The organism is Sphingosinithalassobacter tenebrarum (assembly GCF_011057975.1).
GTDB lineage: Bacteria > Pseudomonadota > Alphaproteobacteria > Sphingomonadales > Sphingomonadaceae > Sphingomonas > Sphingomonas tenebrarum.
On sequence record NZ_CP049109.1, the window covers coordinates 93546 to 111012 of the forward strand.

Consider the following 17467-nt stretch of genomic DNA (forward strand, 5'->3'; position numbering starts at 1 on the left):
CGCGCTGTGCGACAAATACCGCCACGTGTGCCCGACCGCCTCCGGGTGCTCTATAATGAGGCCCGGAGGGGACGGGACCATTGCCGTATCGTATCGATTTTTTCCGCGGTTCAGCGCGACGCCATCTGCGTGGCGAAATGCACCTCGACCGCGTGGCGGACGGTTTGCGCGACGCGCTCCTGCCCTTCGCGCGAGGCGAGGAAGCGCGCGTCCGAGGCATTGGAGATATAGCCGGTTTCGAAGAGCACCGACGGCACGTCGGGCGCCTTGAGCACCAGCAGCGACGCCATTCGGTGAAAATTGTCCTTCACCGGCATGCGCGGCTGTGCTTCGCGGCCGAGCAGCCGGGCGAAGCGTGCCGACACGTTCATCGTCTCGCGCTGGGTAAGGTCGATCAGCAGCGTGGAGATGTCGGGGCTGGCATCGCCCAGATCGACGCCCGCAATGATGTCGGCCTTGTTCTCGCGCGCGGCGAGGCGGGCGGCCTCGCGATCCGATGCGACTTCGGAGAGGGTATAGACCGTCGCTCCCGTCGCCGAATGGTTGCCCGCGCTGTCGCAATGGATCGAGATGAACAGCTCGGCGCCCAGCCGGCGGGCGATTTCGAACCGTTCGCGATGGACCAGATAACGGTCATCCTCGCGCGTCAGCGCGACGCGGACCCGGCCCGAAGCGACCAGCGCATCCTTGATCGCCAGCGCGACTTTCAGCGTGACGTCCTTTTCATACAGGTCGCCGTCGGGCGAAATCGCGCCGGGGTCATGACCGCCATGTCCCGCGTCAATCACCACCAGCGGGCGCGAATCATCGGCGCCATAGACGCGCGGAAGCGAAACCGGAGCGGGTCGCGGCGGCACCGCGATCGTTTCGGTATAGCGCGGCTGCGGCTCGGCGGCGGCATAGCTGAAGGGCGGCAGGAACCGCATCTTGCCTTCGGCGGCGGCACGCGCGAAGCGGGCGTCGTCCACCGTGCGCAGTTGCAGCGTCAGCGTGCGGCCGTCGCTTCCGAACCGACCCTCGGTGAGGATCGCCGGGCGCGAAAGATCAAGCACCACGCGCGCACCGCCGGGATGCGCGCCCTGACGGATGCCCGCAACCGGGCCGCCGGCATAGGCACGGCCGCCGGGCCGTGCGCCTGTGATGTCCAGTGCGATACGTTGCGGGCCCGCGAGCAGGAAGGCGCTTGCCTGCCCGGTCGGAGCATCGAAACGAACGACCACTCGGTCGCCCTGTACGCGGACATCCTCGACGGATTGCGCCCAACTCGGAACGCCGGTCAACCAGCCGGCGAGAAGGGCGATCATCGTAAACACCCGAGCGATATGCCGCGCCAGGCTGTGGGGGGTCCAGCCTAAATGCATAAAAGGGGATACTCTTGTTACTCGATACGCTTGCGATCCCTGACAAGCGTTTCCCTAAGCCTTGCGCTCTCAAGTCACCGTCAACGGGCGAAGTTAATTCGCTGGTGACCATGAAAATCACGCAGTCCTAATTGCATGGCGACAGTTGCCGCATCCTTCATGCGGTGCTAGGCATCACCACGTTAGTGGGTTTGCGTATTGCGAATTCCACCCGCCGCAGCCGGCTTCTCCGGCGCGGAAATTCAGGTTGACGCTGCATGAGGCATTTTCCCCGAGGTCCCGAACGCATTGCCGCCACGGCATTGCGCGTGGGCGCGGTGGAGCATCCGGGCCGCTGGTTCGGACGTGCCGATGCTGCAGACACGATTCAGATAACCAGCATCGCCGGCCAATTGCCGGCGATCCCCGTACCCCGCGCGCCGAAGTCGCCGAAAGGCCGGCGCGCCCGGAGAATCATAAATGACAATGCGTATGCTGATCGACGCACGCCACCGGGAGGAGACCCGGGTGGCCGTCGTCAAGGGACACCGAATCGAGGAGTTTGATTTCGAAAGCGCCGAGCGCAAGCAGCTCAAGGGCAATATCTATCTGGCGAAAGTAACCCGCGTCGAACCGTCGCTGCAGGCGGCGTTCGTCGACTATGGCGGCAATCGCCACGGCTTCCTCGCCTTTTCCGAAATCCACCCCGATTATTACCAGATTCCCAAGGAAGACCGCGACGCGCTGCTCGCCGAAGAGGCCGAGCATGCCGCGCAGGAAGCCGCGCTGCGCGCCGAAGAGGAAGTCGACGAGGAAGACGGCGCCGAAGGCGAAGTCGAAGTGCTCGAACGCCTCTCCGACGAGGATGAGGAAGCCGAGGACGGCGGCGAAGAGGAGGATGGCGAGGACGCCGAGGCTTCCGGGAACAAGAAGCGCCGCCGCGGCAAGAAGAAGGACAGCGCCGCCGACGAGCTGCGCAAGCGCCGCATGGACCTGCGCCGCCGCTACAAGATCCAGGACGTGATCCGCCGCCGTCAGGTGCTGCTCGTCCAGGTCGTCAAGGAAGAGCGCGGCAACAAGGGCGCCGCGCTGACCACCTATCTCAGCCTCGCCGGCCGCTATTGCGTGCTGATGCCCAACACCGCGCATGGCGGCGGCATTTCGCGCAAGATTTCGAACGCCGGCGACCGCAAGCGTTTGAAGACCATCATGTCGGAGCTCAAGCTGCCGCCGACGATGGGCTGCATCGTCCGCACCGCCGGACTTCAGCGCACCAAGACCGAGATCAAGCGCGATTTCGACTATCTCGCGCGATTGTGGGACGAAATCCGCGAAGGCACGCTGAAGGCGACGGCGCCCGCGCTGATCTATGGCGACAGCGATCTGATCAAGCGCGCGATCCGCGACATCTATAATCGCGAGATCGAGGAAGTGATCGTCGAGGGCGAGGAAGGCTATCGCCAGGCAAAGGACTTCATGAAGCTGCTCATGCCCAGCCATGCGCGGCGGGTGAAGCAATATGCCGACGCAGTGCCGCTGTTCCAGCGCAGCCATGTCGAGGATCAGCTGTCGGCGATGTATCACCCGGTCGTCCAGCTCAAATCGGGCGGCTATCTGGTGATCAACCCGACCGAGGCGCTGGTGTCGATCGACATCAACTCGGGCCGCTCAACCCGCGAGCATAATATCGAGCAGACCGCGACTGCGACCAACCTGGAAGCGGCGCAGGAAATCGCCCGCCAGCTGCGCCTGCGCGACATGGCGGGGCTCGTCGTCATCGACTTCATCGACATGGACCATTCGTCGAATGTCCGAAAGGTCGAGAAGGCGATGAAGGAAGCGCTCAAGAATGATCGTGCGCGCATCCAGGTCGGCCGGATCAGTGCCTTCGGCCTGATGGAAATGAGCCGCCAGCGGCTGCGCACCGGCGTTCTGGAAGCATCGACCGTCACTTGTTCGCATTGCGAAGGCACCGGCCTTGTCCGCACCGCCTCCTCGGCGGGGCTTTCGGCGCTGCGCCTGATCGAGGACGAGGCCGCGCGTGGACGCGGATCGCAACTCACGCTGCGTTCCAGCCAGGAAGCGGCCTTCTACGTCCTCAACAAGAAGCGCGCCGACATCGCCGAGATCGAGGAACGCTACGGCGTCAGTGTCGAAATCACGTCGGACGGCGAACTCGAAGGTGCGCGCATGTCGGTGGAAGCCTCCGGCCCGCCGCCCGCTCATGCGCCGCGCTTCGAGAAGCTCGCCGAGGAACCCGAAGAGGAAATCCTCGACATCGAAGAGGACGAAACCGAGGAAGAGGAAGCGCAGCAGGGATCGGACGACGGTTCGCGCAAGCGCCGCCGTCGCCGTCGCGGACGGCGCGGTCGCACGCGTACCAACGACCAGGCGATCGATCAGGAAACCGACGATAACGGTGACGAGGGCGACGCTTCGGAGAACGGGGAAGGCGACACCGCCGAAGCCGATGACACCGAGAACGAAGCCTCCGACGAGAATGGCGAAGGCGCGCCGCGCAAACGCCGCCGTCGCGGTCGTCGCGGTGGCCGCCGCTCCAACGGTTCGGGCGAAACCACCGAAGAATCGAACGCCGATTCCGAACCCACCCAGGATGCGACGGCGGAGCCGGAGCCGACTGTAGACGCCACGCCCCAGCCGGTTGCCGAATCCGCGGAAACGACCGAAGCCGAAACCCCGGCCGAGGAGAAGCCCAAGCGTCGCCGCCGCCCGAAGGCACGGCCCGCCGCCGAAACGGAGGCCGGTGACGCCGCCCAGGCGACTCCGACCGACGCCGCTCCGGCAGAAGCCGAGACCGAAACGCCGGCCGCCGAAACCGAGGCGCCCGCAAAGCCCAAGCGCACGCGACGGAAAAAAGCCGATCCGGCCGCCGAAAACGCTGACGAAAGCCCGGCAGCGGCAGCCGAACCCGAAGCTCCGGCCAAACCGAAGCGGACGCGCCGCAAAAAGCCCGAACCCGCTGCGGGGCCTGCGGAAACCGGGACGGCCGAGCCCGCCGAAGCCGCAAAGCCCGAACCGGCGGAGACGGCATCCGAACCTGCTCCGGCGCCGGCAGAACCGGTCGTCGAGGAAGCAGCGCCGGAGCCCGCTCCCGAAGCGCCTGCCACGCCCGCGCAGCCCGAGCCGGTCGCGGCGCAGGCCGAGCAAGGCGCCGAGGACGACAGCGGCGAACCGCCGCGTCGCGGCTGGTGGCAACGCACCTTCGGGGCCTGATCGGGGCAGCCATTCCTGCTGAAGCGCGGCCGGATACCGGACGCGCTTCAGCGGCGGTTCAGGGGGAAATCATAGGAGCCGAGCATCCGCGCATTGCCGCCGGACGCCGGGGGAGCGATACTATGCCCATGAAACGCTTTGCCATGATCCTGGCGTGCCTGTGCCTGTTCGGGCTGGCGGCGCGCCCGGCATCGGCGCAGACGATGCTGCGCGACGCCGAAACCGAAGCGTTGCTCGCCGATATCTCGCGCCCGATCATCATCGCTGCGGGGCTGTCGCCCGACAATGTCCGCGTCGTGCTGCTGCAGGACAAGTCGATCAACGCCTTCGTCGCGGGCGGGCAAACCGTCTATATCCATTCCGGGCTGATCGACGCCGCCGACAATCTCAACGAAGTGCAGGGCGTGATCGCCCATGAACTGGGGCATGTCGTCGGCGGGCATGTGCCGCTGCGCGGTGATGGCGGCGCGGGCAATATCTCGATCCTCAGCCTGGTGCTGGGCGCCGCGGCGATCGCCGCCGGATCGCCCGAAGCGGGCACCGGCATCCTGATGGCGGGCAATCGCGCGGCGCTGGGCAAGTATCTCGCCTTTTCGCGCAATCAGGAATCGGCGGCGGATGCCGCCGGCGCGCGCTTCCTCAATACAGCGGGCATCAATGGCGAAGGCATGATCACCTTCTTCCAGAAGCTGCAGAACATGGAATATCGCCTCGCCATTCCCCAGGACAACAGCTTCAATCGCACGCATCCGCTGAGCGGCGAGCGCATCAGCCATCTCGAGGGCGTGCTGCAAAGCGCGCCCGGCTGGCAGAAGCCGTCCGATCCGGCACTCGACCGGCGTTTCCGCCGCGTCCAGGCGAAACTGCGCGGCTTCGTCGACGATCCGCAGCAGACGCTGCGCCAATATCCGGCGAGCGATCAGTCGGTCGAGGCGCATTATGCGCGCGCCTATGCTTATCACCTTTCCGGCTATCCGCGCGAAGCCGCGCGCGAAACCGAGGCATTGGTCGCCGGCGATCCCGAAGATCCCTATTTCCTCGAGTTGCAGGGCCAGATCATGCTCGAAGCGGGCGATCCGCGCGGCGCGCTCGGCCCGCTGCGCAAGGCGACCGAGCTGTCCAACAATCAGCCGCTGATCGCGACGACCTTCGGCCACGCGCTGATCGCGACCGAGGATCGGCAATATCTCGACGAGGCGGAAAAGGTGCTGCGCCTCGCCGTGGCGCATGATCGCGAGAACCCGTTTGCCTGGTATCAACTCGGCATGGTGTACGAGCAGACCGGCGATCGCGCGCGTGCCGCGCTGGCCACGGCCGAGCGCGCGAGCATGACAGGCGACGCCGGGCTGGCGGCGATGAGCGCACGCGCGGCGCTGGCGGGACTCGAGGAGAATACGCCCGACTGGCTTCGGGCGCAGGATATCCTGCTGGTTTCGCAAAACGCGCTCGAGGACCAGGAACGTGACAGGTGAAGGAACGCAATCTCCGATGATGCAGGCATTGGTCCGCAAACCCTGGCTTCTCGCAGTCGGCTTCGTACTGGCGGCGATGTTCGGCGCCGGAATCTATGCCACGGCGCAGGCCGTCGCGCCCGACACCATTCCCGCGCCGGAACGCGCGCGCATGGAAAAGGTGGTGCGCGATTACCTCCTCGAGCATCCCGAAATCCTGCCCCAGGCGATGGAGCGGCTGCAACAGCGCCAGACCGCCAAGTCGATTGCCGACAATCGCAGCGCGGTATTCGATCCCTTCGCCGGCGCCTGGGCGGGCAATCCGCAAGGCGACGTGACCATTTCGGTCTATATGGACTATGCCTGCGGCTATTGCCGGGCGAGCCTGCCCGCGATCGACAAGCTGCTGAAAACCGACGGCAATGTCCGCATCATTTATCGCGAATATCCGATATTGAGCGACCAGAGCGTCACCGCCGCGCGCTGGGCGCTCGCCGCGGCGGAACAGGACAGGTTCCGCGTATTCCACGACGCGATGTTCGCGCAGGGCCAGCTCGACAGCGGCGCGATCGCCAGGGCCGCGCAACAGGCCGGGCTCGACCTCGCCCGCGCGCGCGCCGCGATCAACAGCGACCGTATCGAACAGGAATTGCGCGGCAATCACGCACTCGCGCGGTCGCTGGGCATCAGCGGCACCCCCGCCTGGGTGGTGGGCGATCGCCTCTATTCGGGCGCACTCGATTATTCGTCACTGAAAAGCGCGGTTTCGCTGGCACGACGGGAAAGCTGACGCGCGGCTGCTTGTCGCTGTGCCGCCGCGTTCCTACCTGATGGGTCCGGCTTCGCAGGGGCATCATGGACAGCATTCTTTCGGTACGCGGGGTCGGCAAGACCTACTCGTCAGGACATCGCGCGCTCGATTCGGTTGATCTCGATATCACCCGGGGCGAGATTTTCGCGCTGCTCGGGCCGAACGGCGCGGGCAAGACGACACTGATCAGCATCATCTGCGGCATCGTGACGCCCAGCAGCGGCACAATCCTGGTCGACGGACATGACGCGATCCGCGATCCGCGCGAGGCGCGCACCCGCATCGGGCTGGTCCCGCAGGAAACCGTGGTCGACATGTTCGAAACGGTCTGGTCCACCGTCCGCTTCAGCCGCGGCCTGTTCGGCAAGAAGATGGACAAGGCCTATTGCGAGCAGCTGCTCAAGGACCTTGCCCTGTGGGACAAGCGCGACAACCAGATCCGCGAGCTTTCCGGCGGGATGAAGCGCCGCGTGCTGATCGCCAAAGCGCTGAGCCACGAGCCCGACATCCTGTTCCTCGACGAACCCACTGCGGGCGTCGACGTCTCGCTGCGCCGCGAGATGTGGAAGCTGGTGACGGGCCTGCGCGAACGCGGCACCACCATCATCCTGACCACCCATTATATCGAGGAGGCCGAGGAAATGGCCGACCGGGTGGGCGTAATCGACAAGGGGCGGCTGCTGCTGGTCGAGGAGAAGGCCGCGCTGATGCACAAGCTGGGCAAGCGCGAGCTGACGCTGGCGTTGCAGGAGCCGATGGCGGCGCTGCCCGATGCGCTTGCCGACTGGCATCTCGCGCTCGAGGAAGAGGGGCATCGCCTGCGCTATACGTTCGACGCGCAGGCCGAACATACCGGCATCCCGTCGCTGCTGCGCAAGCTCGGCGAGCTCGATATCGGCTTCAAGGATCTGGAGACCGAAAAGTCGAGCCTCGAAGATATTTTCGTCGACCTGGTGGAGAAGGACCAGTGAGAGGTTTCAACGGACGCGGCGTCCTTGCCATCTATCGATTCGAAATGGCGCGCGCCTTGCGGACCATCTGGCAGAGCCTGGCCGCGCCGGTGATCACCACATCGCTCTATTTCGTCGTCTTCGGCGGCGCGCTGGGGAGCCGCATCCAGAGCGTCGACGGGACCGATTACGCCGCCTTCATCGTGCCCGGGCTTATCATGCTCTCGCTGCTGCAACAGAGCATTTCCAATGCCTCGATCGGCATCTACTTCCCCAAATTCACCGGCACGGTGTTCGAGCTGCTCTCGGCGCCGATATCGTCGATGGAAATGGTGCTCGGCTATGTCGGCGCGGCGGCGACCAAATCGATGGTCATCGGCCTGGTCATCCTCGCCACGGCGTCCTTCTTCGTCGATCTGAACATCCACCACCCCTGGGCGGTGGCGCTGTTCCTGCTGCTCACCAGCTTCGCCTTCAGCCTGTTCGGCTTCATCCTCGGCATCTGGGCCAAGAATTTCGAGCAGCTCAATTTCGTGCCGGTGCTGGTGGTAACACCGCTCACCTTTCTCGGCGGCGCCTTCTATTCGATCGACATGCTGCCCGAACCCTGGCGGACGGTGAGCCTGTTCAACCCAGTGGTCTATCTGGTCAGCGGCTTTCGCTGGAGCTTCTTCGACAAGGGCGATGTCGATATCGCCGTCAGCCTCGCCTTCACCGGCGGCTTCCTGGCGCTGTGCCTCGCCATCATCGCCGTCATCTTCCGCACCGGTTGGAAGCTGAAGAACTAACGGCCATTGCATACCCCCGTTCGGGCTGAGCCTGTCGAAGCCCTGTTCTTCTTTTCCAACGGAGCGAGGAAGGACGGCACTTCGACAAGCTCAGTGCAAACGGAGGGAGCGGGATCACGAATCCCGCCCACGACAAAGGCGAGCCCGCACGCGGACTCGCCTTTCGTGACTCGCGCGAACCGCCCCGCCGGGCGGCAGGCCGATTACTTGATCTTCGCTTCCTTGAACTCGACATGCTTGCGCACGACGGGATCATATTTGCGGAAGCTCAGCTTCTCGGTCTTGGTGCGCGGGTTCTTCTTGGTGACATAGAAGAAGCCCGTGCCTTCCGAGCTGACGAGCTTGATCTTCACGGTGGTCGGCTTGGCCATGACCCAGATCCTTCGGGATTCGCTAAAAACAAAAAAGCGCAGCCCACGCGAGCGCGGCCGCTGCCAGAGGCGGGCGGATGCGCCAGCTGACGCCAAATGTCAAGCGACGGGCCATGTTTCACGCGGTTTTAACTGCGATCGACCAGTATTTCGCTACCCGATCCAAAGGAACCCCATGCGCCAACCGATCGAATCGGCCCGCGCGCCGAACCGTCAGGACTGATTCGAGTGGAAGCGCTTGTCCCCGCCTTTATCGCGGCGCTGGTGATGCAGGTCGGCGATCGCGCGACCTGGCTGACGGCGCTGCTTGCCGATCGCTACGGGCGGCCGGTGCGAGTCGCGCTGGCGGCGACGCTCGCGCATGCCGCAGGCAACGCCCTGGCCGCGGCGGCGGGCGGCTGGATCGGGCCGATGCTGACTCCCAATGCGAAATCGCTGTTCCTGGCCTTGTCGCTCATCTTCGGCGGCGCCGTGCTGCTGTGGCGCGTGGCGCCGCCCGACCGGCTGGAGGGATGGAAGCTCGGCGCGTTTCTCACGCCGCTGCTCGGCATCTTCATCCTCGCGCTCGGCGATCCCACACAAAGCTTCACGCTCGCGCTCGCGGCGCGCAGCTATCCCTGGTTCGCATTCGCCGGAGCCGCGCTGGGGTCGATGACGGTCGCGTTCGCCGCCGCGATGCTGGGCGAGCTCGCCTGGCGCAAACTGCCACTGCGCTGGGTGCGCATCGCGCTGGGCAGCATCGGCATGATCGGCGGCGCCATATTGGCGCTTTCGGCGGTTCGACTGCTCTGATTTCGCCGGCGGGTCCCGGTGGCTCGGTTCAATCAGCCAGTCGATTGCTGTCATAGGCATATTACGCATGCCCGCGAGGAGCGAAATCGCCTATTCAATCGTTCCAGATACGAACCGAGACACTGTGGAGGACATCATGGCAGACACCGCTGCACTCGACACGCCGACCGATATCAACAGCAACGCGGCCAAGACGGTCGCGCAGGCGCTTAACGGCATCCTGGCGGACAGCTTCACGCTGTATCTGAAAACCAAGAATTTTCACTGGCATGTCAGCGGACCGCATTTCCGCGACTATCATCTGATGCTCGACGAACAGGCCGGCGCAATTCTGGCGACGACCGACGTCATCGCCGAACGCGTGCGCAAGACGGGCAACACGACGCTGCGCTCAATCGGCGACATCGCGCGCCATCAGACGATCAAGGACAATGACGCCGAATTCGTTTCGGCCGAGGACATGCTCAAGGAGCTTCGCGACGACAATCTGAAGCTCGTCGAAAAGCTGCGCGAGGCCAAGGACATTGCCGACGAGGCCAAGGATTACGGCTCCAGCGCCGAAATCGACGGCTGGATCGACGGCGCCGAGGAGCGCGCCTGGTTCCTGTTCGAAACCGCACGCAAGGGCTGATCGACACACCCCTGGCGAATGAAAGGCCGGGCGGGAGCAAATGCTTCCGCCCGGCCTTTGCCTGTCGAACCAGGCTTATTCGATTTCGGTGAGCTCGGTTTCCAGCTTGGCGAGCAGTTCGTCGGTGATCGCACCCTGCGAATAGGGCGCAAGCTGCTTGAGCGACATGGACTTGAACATGTCGTAGCTCTCATGCTCCGTCAGCCCGGGAATATTGGCGTCGAGCACTGCCTTCGCTTCGGCGTCCGCCACCAGTTCCTCGATCGGCGTGTCGGTGGAGAAGCGCGCTCCATCGGTAGCCGCTTCGGGCGTCGCCGATGCTGGCGCCGCGGCGTCCTGCGCATGTGCGCCCGGAATCGCGAAAAGCGCCGCCGCGCCGAGTGCAGGAAGCATCTTCTTCATCAAAATTCTCCTTGTTGCCGGTTAGGGCAGCGACCCGCTGCGACCCGCCCCGCTACACAGGAGAAATGTGACGGCGCGAAGGCGAGCGCCAATCCCGAGTTCCGGGGCACCGGCAGGAACCCTATCGCGTTGCAATCGCTTGATCCTTCGGACCTAGAGGAGAAACTCCATGTTACGTTGGGCACTGATTTTTCTGATCATCGGCGCCGTGCTGGCCGTTCTCGGCTTTGGCGGCATCGGCGGGACCTTCATCGGTATCGCCAAGATCCTGTTCTTCATCGCGATCGCGCTGTTCGTGATCTTCCTCGTTCTCGGGCTGCTCGCGGGCAAGGGCGTCAAGGACAAGATCAGCTAGCGTTTCGCTGCGTCCGCCGGGCCGAGGGTGATCAGCCACCAGTCCGGCGGCGCGCCGAACCGAATCGGCACGATGCTCGTGCCGAGACCGCTCGACACCACGATCGAGCGATCCCCCTCCCGCCGCACTCCGCAGGCAAAGCGATCCCCGTAGCGAGATGGGATCACGATTGCGCCAAGGGCCGGCAATACGATCTGACCGCAATGGGTATGCCCGGCCAGCACGGTGCGAAACCGGGGCGGAAGATCGGGAACCACATCCGGGCTGTGCGCAAAGGCCAGGATCGGCCCGGGCCGACGCATCGCCTGCCGGACGATCCGTGGAACATCGGCATGGTCGGTCATCGAATCCCCCGCCCCGGCGAGCAGCAGCGGGCCCGCCTGAACAACATCGTTATCGAGCAGGGTGATGCGCGCATCGCGCAGCGCGGCGCGAATCGTGTCCGTAGCCGTCTCCGCGTCATGCCAGTGATCGTGATTGCCCAGCACCGCGTAAACCCCCAGCGGCGCCGACAGATTGGCGAGCGGCGCGGTCATTTCCGCGGCAGTATAGTCTTTTGTCCGCAGGAAACGGTCACCGACGAAATCGCCGGCGAGCAGCACCAGATCGGGCTGCGCGGCATTCACCTGCGCCACGATCCGCGCGAGCCGGCGGGGCGGCATGTCGGGACCCTGGACATGGATATCGGAAAGCAGCGCCACGCGTATCGGCGCGGCATCGGCCGGCCAGTCGCGCATCGCGATCCGGGTCTGGCGCATCTCCGGCACGCTGACGGCATTGGCATAGCCGAGCGCCGCCAGAACCAGCGGGACAAGCAGCAGCAGGGCCAGCAGCCGACGCATTGGCCTTACCCTAGCGCGTTCGCGGGCGAGCCGCCATCTACACCTGTATGCGCGCCTTTGCCGACTTACTCGATTCGCTGGTCTTCACGCGTTCGCGCAACGCCAAGCTGCGCCGCATCGGCGACTATCTGAAATCCACTCCCGACCCCGACCGGGGCTGGGCGATGGCGGCGCTGACCGGCGCGATCGACCTGCCGGCAGTGAAACCGGCACTGATTCGCACGCTGGCGACCGAGCGAACCGACCCGGTCCTGTTCGCGCTCAGCCGCGATTTCGTCGGCGATACCGCAGAAACCGTCGCGCTGCTCTGGCCCGCCGCAACGCACGGCGAAGGGCGCGGCCTGCCGCCTTCGCTGACTCAGGTGGTCGAGCGACTGGCGTCGCTGTCGCGTGCCGATGCCCCCGGGGTACTCGTCGACATGCTCGACCGGCTGGATGCCGCGGAGCGTTATGCGCTGCTCAAGCTGGCGACCGGCGGGCTGCGGGTGGGAATATCCGCGCGGCTGGCCAAGACCGCACTGGCGCAAGCATTCGGGCTTGATATCGATGCGGTCGAGGAAGTGTGGCACGGGCTTGCCCCGCCCTATGACGCGCTGTTCGCCTGGGCCGAAGGGCGCGCGGATCAGCCCCGTTCCGACGCCTTGCCGGTATTCCGTCCGTTCATGCTCGCCCATCCGCTCGAAACCTCCGAAATCGACCTGGCCGATTACGCCGCCGAGTGGAAATGGGACGGAATCCGTGTCCAGATCGTCCATGTCGATGGCGAAACCCGGCTTTACAGCCGCGCGGGCGACGATATCTCAGCCGCTTTCCCCGAAATCGCCGAAAGTTTCGCCACGTCGGGCGTCGTCGACGGCGAATTGCTGGTGAAGGGCGAAGCGCAGGGGGGCGCGGCGGGCGGCGCGGCGAGTTTCAATGCGCTCCAGCAGCGACTTGGGCGCAAGAAGGTGTCGGCAAGGATGTTGCGGGAGTTGCCCGCCTTTGTCCGGCTCTACGACATATTGTTCGATGCGCGCGAGGATCTGCGGCCATTGCGCTGGGACCAGCGGCGGGCCCGGCTCGAGGATTTCATGGCGCGACTCGATCCCGATCGATTCGATATCTCGCCGCTGATCGAAGCGCAGGACTTCGCCGCGCTCGAAGCGATTCGCGAAGATGCGCGCAGCGCGGCGATCGAAGGCGTGATGCTCAAACGACGCGATGGTCCATATATCGCGGGCCGCCGGGCGGGGCTCTGGTATAAATGGAAGCGCGATCCGCTGACCGCCGATTGCGTGTTGATGTATGCCCAGCGGGGCAGCGGAAAGCGTTCGAGCTTTTATTCGGACTATAGTTTCGGCGTCTGGGGCGAGGACGGGTCGCTGCTACCGGTCGGCAAGGCATATTTCGGTTTCACCGACGACGAGTTGCAGTGGCTCGATCGCTTCGTCCGGCAGCACACGGTCAATCGTTTCGGACCGGTGCGCGAGGTTGAAAAGACGCTGGTTCTGGAAGTGGCGTTCGATTCGATCCACGAATCGAAGCGCCACAAATCGGGACTGGCGATGCGCTTCCCGCGAATCAGCCGCATCCGCAGCGACAAGCCCGCCGACGAAGCCGATACAATCGCGGGATTGCGCAAGCTGGTCACCTGAAGCGCGAACCGACGACGATATGAAAAGGGCGGCACCTCACGGCACCGCCCCTTCCTGTTTCGCTCGCGCGAACGGCTTACTGCATCGGCTGCAGGTTCACCGCCGCATATTTGCCGCGACGATCGACTTCGAGTTCGAATTCGAGTCGGTCGCCTTCGTTGAGCGTCGGCATGCCGGCCCGCTCGACCGCCGAGATATGCACGAATGCATCGGGCTGGCCATCGTCGCGCTGGATGAAGCCGAAGCCCTTCATCGCATTGAAGAACTTGACCGTTCCGGTCGCCTTTTCGCCAGTCAGCTGACGCTGCGGGCCACCCCGCGGTGCACCACCTGCGGGCGGCGGGCCGCGATCCTCGACCGGCATCGGCTCGCCGTCGATCTTGAGATCGGTGGCCGAAATCCGGCCGCCGCGATCGACGAGGGTGAAGCCCAGCGGCTGGCCTTCGGCCAGACCGGCAAGGCCCGCCTGCTCGACTGCGGAGATGTGCACGAACACATCCTCGCCGCCGTCATCGCGAACGATGAAGCCGAAGCCCTTCTGGCCATTGAAGAATTTTACGACGCCGGTTGCTTCGCCGACCACCTGGGGCGGCATGCCGCGACCACCGCCGCCGCCGCCGCCGAAGCCGCCTCCGCCGCCACCGCGGAAGCCACCGCCTCCGCCGCCGCCGAAGCCGCCACCACCGCCGCGGAAGCCACCGCCTCCGCCGCCGCGGTCACCAAAGCCGCCACCGCCGAAGCCGCCGCCGCGATCGCTGAAGCCAGAATCAAATCCGCCGAAACTTTCGTCGCCGAAACCGTCGCGCTTGTCCCTGCCACGCCCGCCGCGCTCGCCGCGGCGTCCTTTATCGAAACCCATGCCCTGTTCGTCTTCCCGGTTCGCCCCGAAATTCAACAACCGAAACTCAAGCGCCGGACGAAAAACGCAGAGTATTCGCGCGCGAAATTGCCGCGCAGTACCCCCTTCATATCGTAAAATCGGACAGGGCGCGAACGAAATTCGACTTTAATGGGGCAGCCTGCCTGAATTGGAGGTGCTTGCGTCGCATCGCGGAGCACGGCAGAGGCGCTGTATGGACGCATTGCTCGCGCTGTTGGCCAGCCCCGCCGCCTGGGCCGCTCTTGTCACGCTGATCGTGATGGAGGTGGTGCTCGGCATCGACAATCTGATCTTCATTTCGATTCTGTCGAACAAATTGCCCGAGGGGCAGCGGCAGAAGGCGCGTCGAGTCGGCATCCTGCTCGCGCTGGGCCTGCGACTCGCGCTGTTGTCCACGATCGCCTGGCTGACGCAGCTCACTGCGCCGGTGTTCGATCTCGGCCTTTCGGCAGTCGACGAGACCGGCCACACGACATTCGATACCGCCTTTTCGCTGCGCGATCTGATATTGATTGCGGGCGGCCTGTTCCTCGTCTGGAAGGCGACGACCGAAATCCACCACAATGTCGATGCTGACGAATCGGGCGAGGCGCTCGACAAGAAGGGGCATGTCGCGATCAGCTTCGGATCCGCGATCGTCCAGATTCTGCTGCTCGACATGGTATTCTCGATCGATTCGATTCTCACTGCCGTCGGCATGACCGACGAATTGCCGATCATGGTGGTCGCAGTGATTTTCGCCGTGGGGGTGATGCTGTTCGCGGCCGATCCGCTCGCGAACTTCATTCACAGCAATCCCACAGTGGTTATGCTGGCGCTCGGCTTTTTGCTGATGATCGGCGTGGTGCTGATCGCCGACGGCTTCGGCGTACATGTGCCGAAAGGCTATATCTACACTGCGATGGCCTTTTCGGCGGGCGTCGAGATCCTCAACATCCTCGCCCGCCAGTCGCGCGCGCGCAAACGGCAGGGCGAAGGCGATTCGGCCGCGCACTGAGGTCGCCACGGGCAACATCGCGCCATGCCATTGAGCAACGGTGCAAACCCGCCTATGCGCGCGGCATGAGCGTATTTTTTCACGAAGAAGATTTGCCCGAAGGCGTGTTCGCACCGGGCACCTCGCTGGCCGTCGATACCGAGACGATGGGCCTGATCACGCCGCGCGACCGGCTGTGCCTCGTCCAGATCTCCGATGGCGGCGGCGACGAGCATCTCGTCCGCTTCGGACCCGAAAGCGATTATGCCGCGCCCAATCTGCGCGCGGTGCTTGCCGATCCGGCCCGGCTCAAACTTTATCATTTCGCGCGCTTCGATCTTGCCGCAATCGAACATTATCTGGGTGTCACCGCAGCGCCGGTCTATTGCACCAAGATCGCCTCGCGGCTGATCCGCACCTACACCGACCGGCACGGCCTGAAGGAGCTGGTGCGCGAGCTGCTCGGCGAGGAAATCTCCAAGCAGCAGCAATCCTCCGACTGGGGTGCACCCGAAATCACCGAGGCGCAGCGCGACTATGCCGCATCCGACGTGCGCTTCCTTCACGCGATGAAGACGGAACTCGACAAGCGGCTCGTGCGTGAAGGACGTATGGAACTCGCCCAGTCCTGTTTCGATTTCCTCCCCGCCCGCGCGCGGCTCGATCTTGCCGGATGGCCGGAGGTCGATATCTTCGCGCATGCATGAAGGAGGATCGCGTGACTCTATTCGCCGATCGAACCGAAGAACGGACCGATGTCGCAGGACGCTAGACGACTGCGCCGCGAACGGCGGCAATGGGCGCATCCGGGCAGCAATCACGACCGGCTGGTAAAGGGCGCGCTCGCGGTGCTGCCGATCGGTATCGGCGTGCTTGCGGCGTTTCTGGTGATGTCGCCGGTATTCCTGGGCGGTGACGTCAGCTTCATTCTGGACAAGAACCGAGTCGACGTCGCCAGCGAGCGGCTGCGAATCGAATCCGCGACCTATCGCGGGCAGGATTCGCGCGGCCGCCCCTTCACGCTCAACGCCGGCTCGGCTGTGCAGCAAAGCTCGGCCGAACCGGTGGTGCGGCTTCAGGATCTCTCCGCACGGATCGAACTGGAAGACGGCCCCGCCGAGATTCGCGCCGATTCGGGCCGGTACCGGATGGATACGCAGCAGGTTTCGATCGACGGCCCCGTCGCAGTGAAGACCGCCGACGGCTACAATCTGGAAACGCATGACGCGACGATCGACCTCAAGACTCGCACGCTCGAAAGCGGAGGCGCAGTGAGCGGATCGACGCCGATGGGTAGTTTCAGCGCGGACAAGCTCTCCGCCGACCTTGAAGGCCATACCGTCTCGCTCAGCGGAAATGCGCACTTGCGGATCGCTCCCAACCGGGCGAATAGGCAGCAATGAACCGGGCGCTTCCCCTATTGCCGCTATTGCTGGCGCTGGCATCCTGCATGCCCGCCGACGCGCAGACGCGCCACGACACCGACGCACCAATCGATTTCAACGCGCAGAATATCCAGCTCGACGATCGCGCCAATCGCGTCGTGCTGTCGGGCGACGTGCAGATCCGCCAGGCGGAAATGGCCCTCAACGCGGCACGCGTCACGGTCAGCTATTCGGGCAATGTGCTCGACGGCGTACCGCAGGCCAATCGCCTCGATGCCTCGGGCGGCGTTACTTTTTCGCGCCCGGATCAGCGCGCACGGGCGCAATATGCCGTCTATGACATCAATCGCCGCGTCGTCACGATGATCGGCGGCGTCACGCTGCGCCAGGGCGGCAACACCGTTCAGGGCGGACGGCTGTCGATCGATCTCGATACCGGGCGCGCGACGATCGACGGATCGGGCGTAGGCGGCACATCGGGCGAGAACGGCCGTGTTTCGGGACGATTCTCTGTTCCCGGGCGCGACGACGAATAACCCCGATATTCGGGCGATTGTCGGCCCGACCCCTTTGCGCCCGCGTCGCAAATTGAGTATCCATGCAGGAAACGAGCCAATCGCCACCG

18 protein-coding genes are annotated in these 17467 nt (G+C 64.7%); 13 read left to right on the forward strand and 5 right to left on the reverse strand.

Features of this window, described 5'->3' with window-relative positions:
• Nucleotides 1–110 precede the first annotated feature (110 nt).
• Nucleotides 111–1361 carry an N-acetylmuramoyl-L-alanine amidase gene (locus G5C33_RS00495; protein WP_165325420.1) on the reverse strand — a complete coding sequence of 417 codons (1251 nt, stop codon included), beginning with the start codon at nt 1359–1361 and terminating at the stop codon, nt 111–113.
• Between the two features lie 459 nt (nt 1362–1820).
• Here G5C33_RS00495 and G5C33_RS00500 point away from each other — a divergent pair, with 459 nt between their 5' ends.
• From G5C33_RS00500 to G5C33_RS00520, 5 genes are all read left to right on the forward strand, one after another.
• Nucleotides 1821–4574: a ribonuclease E/G gene (locus tag G5C33_RS00500; protein ID WP_228275142.1), complete on the forward strand. Its 2754-nt coding sequence runs from the start codon at nt 1821–1823 to the stop codon at nt 4572–4574.
• Between the two features lie 128 nt (nt 4575–4702).
• The gene (locus G5C33_RS00505; protein WP_165325421.1) at nt 4703–6046 is read left to right on the forward strand and encodes a M48 family metalloprotease; all 1344 of its coding nucleotides are present in this window, start codon (nt 4703–4705) and stop codon (nt 6044–6046) included.
• A gap of 16 nt (nt 6047–6062) precedes the next feature.
• Entirely contained in the window at nt 6063–6815 is a 753-nt protein-coding gene (locus G5C33_RS00510) for a DsbA family protein (RefSeq protein ID WP_228275143.1), read from the forward strand.
• 65 nt (nt 6816–6880) lie between these two features.
• Nucleotides 6881–7807 carry an ABC transporter ATP-binding protein gene (locus G5C33_RS00515; protein WP_165325422.1) on the forward strand — a complete coding sequence of 309 codons (927 nt, stop codon included), beginning with the start codon at nt 6881–6883 and terminating at the stop codon, nt 7805–7807.
• Nucleotides 7804–8574 carry an ABC transporter permease gene (locus G5C33_RS00520; protein WP_206518606.1) on the forward strand — a complete coding sequence of 257 codons (771 nt, stop codon included), beginning with the start codon at nt 7804–7806 and terminating at the stop codon, nt 8572–8574. The genes G5C33_RS00515 and G5C33_RS00520 overlap by 4 nt, the downstream gene beginning before the upstream one ends.
• Nucleotides 8575–8777: 203 nt before the next feature.
• Here G5C33_RS00520 and rpmG read toward each other — a convergent pair whose 3' ends face one another.
• Complete coding sequence (rpmG, locus tag G5C33_RS00525; protein ID WP_109807832.1) at nt 8778–8945, reverse strand: 50S ribosomal protein L33; 168 nt, start codon at nt 8943–8945, stop codon at nt 8778–8780.
• 228 nt (nt 8946–9173) lie between these two features.
• Between rpmG and G5C33_RS00530 the strand changes: the two genes are divergently transcribed.
• Both G5C33_RS00530 and G5C33_RS00535 read left to right on the forward strand, forming a co-directional pair.
• On the forward strand, nt 9174–9737 hold the full coding sequence (locus tag G5C33_RS00530; protein WP_165325423.1) for a TMEM165/GDT1 family protein: 564 nt from the start codon (nt 9174–9176) through the stop codon (nt 9735–9737).
• 136 nt (nt 9738–9873) lie between these two features.
• Nucleotides 9874–10368, forward strand: a complete 495-nt coding sequence (locus tag G5C33_RS00535; RefSeq protein ID WP_165325424.1) for a Dps family protein — start codon at nt 9874–9876, stop codon at nt 10366–10368.
• A 75-nt stretch (nt 10369–10443) separates the two neighbouring features.
• Here G5C33_RS00535 and G5C33_RS00540 read toward each other — a convergent pair whose 3' ends face one another.
• A complete protein-coding gene (locus G5C33_RS00540) occupies nt 10444–10770 on the reverse strand; it encodes a hypothetical protein (RefSeq protein WP_165325425.1) in 327 nt (108 codons plus the stop codon).
• Nucleotides 10771–10939: 169 nt separating this feature from the next.
• Here G5C33_RS00540 and G5C33_RS00545 point away from each other — a divergent pair, with 169 nt between their 5' ends.
• On the forward strand, nt 10940–11125 hold the full coding sequence (locus G5C33_RS00545; RefSeq protein ID WP_165325426.1) for a DUF1328 domain-containing protein: 186 nt from the start codon (nt 10940–10942) through the stop codon (nt 11123–11125).
• On the opposite strand, the gene G5C33_RS00550 is transcribed toward G5C33_RS00545, so the two are convergent.
• Complete coding sequence (locus G5C33_RS00550; RefSeq protein WP_165325427.1) at nt 11122–11967, reverse strand: metallophosphoesterase; 846 nt, start codon at nt 11965–11967, stop codon at nt 11122–11124. The two genes, G5C33_RS00545 and G5C33_RS00550, sit on opposite strands and share 4 nt — an antisense overlap.
• A 47-nt stretch (nt 11968–12014) precedes the next feature.
• Here G5C33_RS00550 and G5C33_RS00555 point away from each other — a divergent pair, with 47 nt between their 5' ends.
• The gene (locus G5C33_RS00555) at nt 12015–13601 is read left to right on the forward strand and encodes a cisplatin damage response ATP-dependent DNA ligase (protein WP_165325428.1); all 1587 of its coding nucleotides are present in this window, start codon (nt 12015–12017) and stop codon (nt 13599–13601) included.
• A gap of 76 nt (nt 13602–13677) precedes the next feature.
• Here the strand turns inward: G5C33_RS00555 and G5C33_RS19465 are convergent, their stop codons facing one another.
• Complete coding sequence (locus G5C33_RS19465; protein WP_165325429.1) at nt 13678–14460, reverse strand: cold-shock protein; 783 nt, start codon at nt 14458–14460, stop codon at nt 13678–13680.
• 214 nt (nt 14461–14674) lie between these two features.
• Here G5C33_RS19465 and G5C33_RS00565 point away from each other — a divergent pair, with 214 nt between their 5' ends.
• The 4 genes from G5C33_RS00565 to G5C33_RS00580 all read left to right on the forward strand — a co-directional run bounded on the left by G5C33_RS00565 (nt 14675) and on the right by G5C33_RS00580 (nt 17378).
• The gene (locus tag G5C33_RS00565; protein WP_165325430.1) at nt 14675–15478 is read left to right on the forward strand and encodes a TerC family protein; all 804 of its coding nucleotides are present in this window, start codon (nt 14675–14677) and stop codon (nt 15476–15478) included.
• A 65-nt stretch (nt 15479–15543) separates the two neighbouring features.
• Nucleotides 15544–16164 (forward strand): ribonuclease D, encoded by a 621-nt coding sequence (locus G5C33_RS00570; RefSeq protein ID WP_165325431.1) that lies wholly within the window; start codon nt 15544–15546, stop codon nt 16162–16164.
• A gap of 48 nt (nt 16165–16212) precedes the next feature.
• Nucleotides 16213–16860, forward strand: a complete 648-nt coding sequence (gene lptC / locus G5C33_RS00575) for an LPS export ABC transporter periplasmic protein LptC (RefSeq protein ID WP_165325432.1) — start codon at nt 16213–16215, stop codon at nt 16858–16860.
• Complete coding sequence (locus tag G5C33_RS00580) at nt 16857–17378, forward strand: LptA/OstA family protein (protein ID WP_165325433.1); 522 nt, start codon at nt 16857–16859, stop codon at nt 17376–17378. Before lptC ends, G5C33_RS00580 begins: the two co-directional genes overlap by 4 nt.
• The last annotated feature ends 89 nt before the right edge of the window (nt 17379–17467 follow it).

What these genes read in the sequence shown, in the direction of transcription:
- G5C33_RS00495 (WP_165325420.1), bottom strand. Translation starts at nt 1,361, where the DNA reads ATGCATTTAGGCTGGACCCCCCACAGCCTGGCGCGGCATATCGCTCGG.
- G5C33_RS00500 (WP_228275142.1), top strand. Translation starts at nt 1,821, where the DNA reads ATGACAATGCGTATGCTGATCGACGCACGCCACCGGGAGGAGACCCGG.
- G5C33_RS00505 (WP_165325421.1), top strand. Translation starts at nt 4,703, where the DNA reads ATGAAACGCTTTGCCATGATCCTGGCGTGCCTGTGCCTGTTCGGGCTG.
- G5C33_RS00510 (WP_228275143.1), top strand. Translation starts at nt 6,063, where the DNA reads ATGATGCAGGCATTGGTCCGCAAACCCTGGCTTCTCGCAGTCGGCTTC.
- G5C33_RS00515 (WP_165325422.1), top strand. Translation starts at nt 6,881, where the DNA reads ATGGACAGCATTCTTTCGGTACGCGGGGTCGGCAAGACCTACTCGTCA.
- rpmG (WP_109807832.1), bottom strand. Translation starts at nt 8,945, where the DNA reads ATGGCCAAGCCGACCACCGTGAAGATCAAGCTCGTCAGCTCGGAAGGC.
- G5C33_RS00535 (WP_165325424.1), top strand. Translation starts at nt 9,874, where the DNA reads ATGGCAGACACCGCTGCACTCGACACGCCGACCGATATCAACAGCAAC.
- G5C33_RS00540 (WP_165325425.1), bottom strand. Translation starts at nt 10,770, where the DNA reads ATGAAGAAGATGCTTCCTGCACTCGGCGCGGCGGCGCTTTTCGCGATT.
- G5C33_RS00545 (WP_165325426.1), top strand. Translation starts at nt 10,940, where the DNA reads ATGTTACGTTGGGCACTGATTTTTCTGATCATCGGCGCCGTGCTGGCC.
- G5C33_RS00550 (WP_165325427.1), bottom strand. Translation starts at nt 11,967, where the DNA reads ATGCGTCGGCTGCTGGCCCTGCTGCTGCTTGTCCCGCTGGTTCTGGCG.
- G5C33_RS00555 (WP_165325428.1), top strand. Translation starts at nt 12,015, where the DNA reads ATGCGCGCCTTTGCCGACTTACTCGATTCGCTGGTCTTCACGCGTTCG.
- G5C33_RS19465 (WP_165325429.1), bottom strand. Translation starts at nt 14,460, where the DNA reads ATGGGTTTCGATAAAGGACGCCGCGGCGAGCGCGGCGGGCGTGGCAGG.
- G5C33_RS00565 (WP_165325430.1), top strand. Translation starts at nt 14,675, where the DNA reads ATGGACGCATTGCTCGCGCTGTTGGCCAGCCCCGCCGCCTGGGCCGCT.
- G5C33_RS00570 (WP_165325431.1), top strand. Translation starts at nt 15,544, where the DNA reads ATGAGCGTATTTTTTCACGAAGAAGATTTGCCCGAAGGCGTGTTCGCA.
- lptC (WP_165325432.1), top strand. Translation starts at nt 16,213, where the DNA reads ATGTCGCAGGACGCTAGACGACTGCGCCGCGAACGGCGGCAATGGGCG.
- G5C33_RS00580 (WP_165325433.1), top strand. Translation starts at nt 16,857, where the DNA reads ATGAACCGGGCGCTTCCCCTATTGCCGCTATTGCTGGCGCTGGCATCC.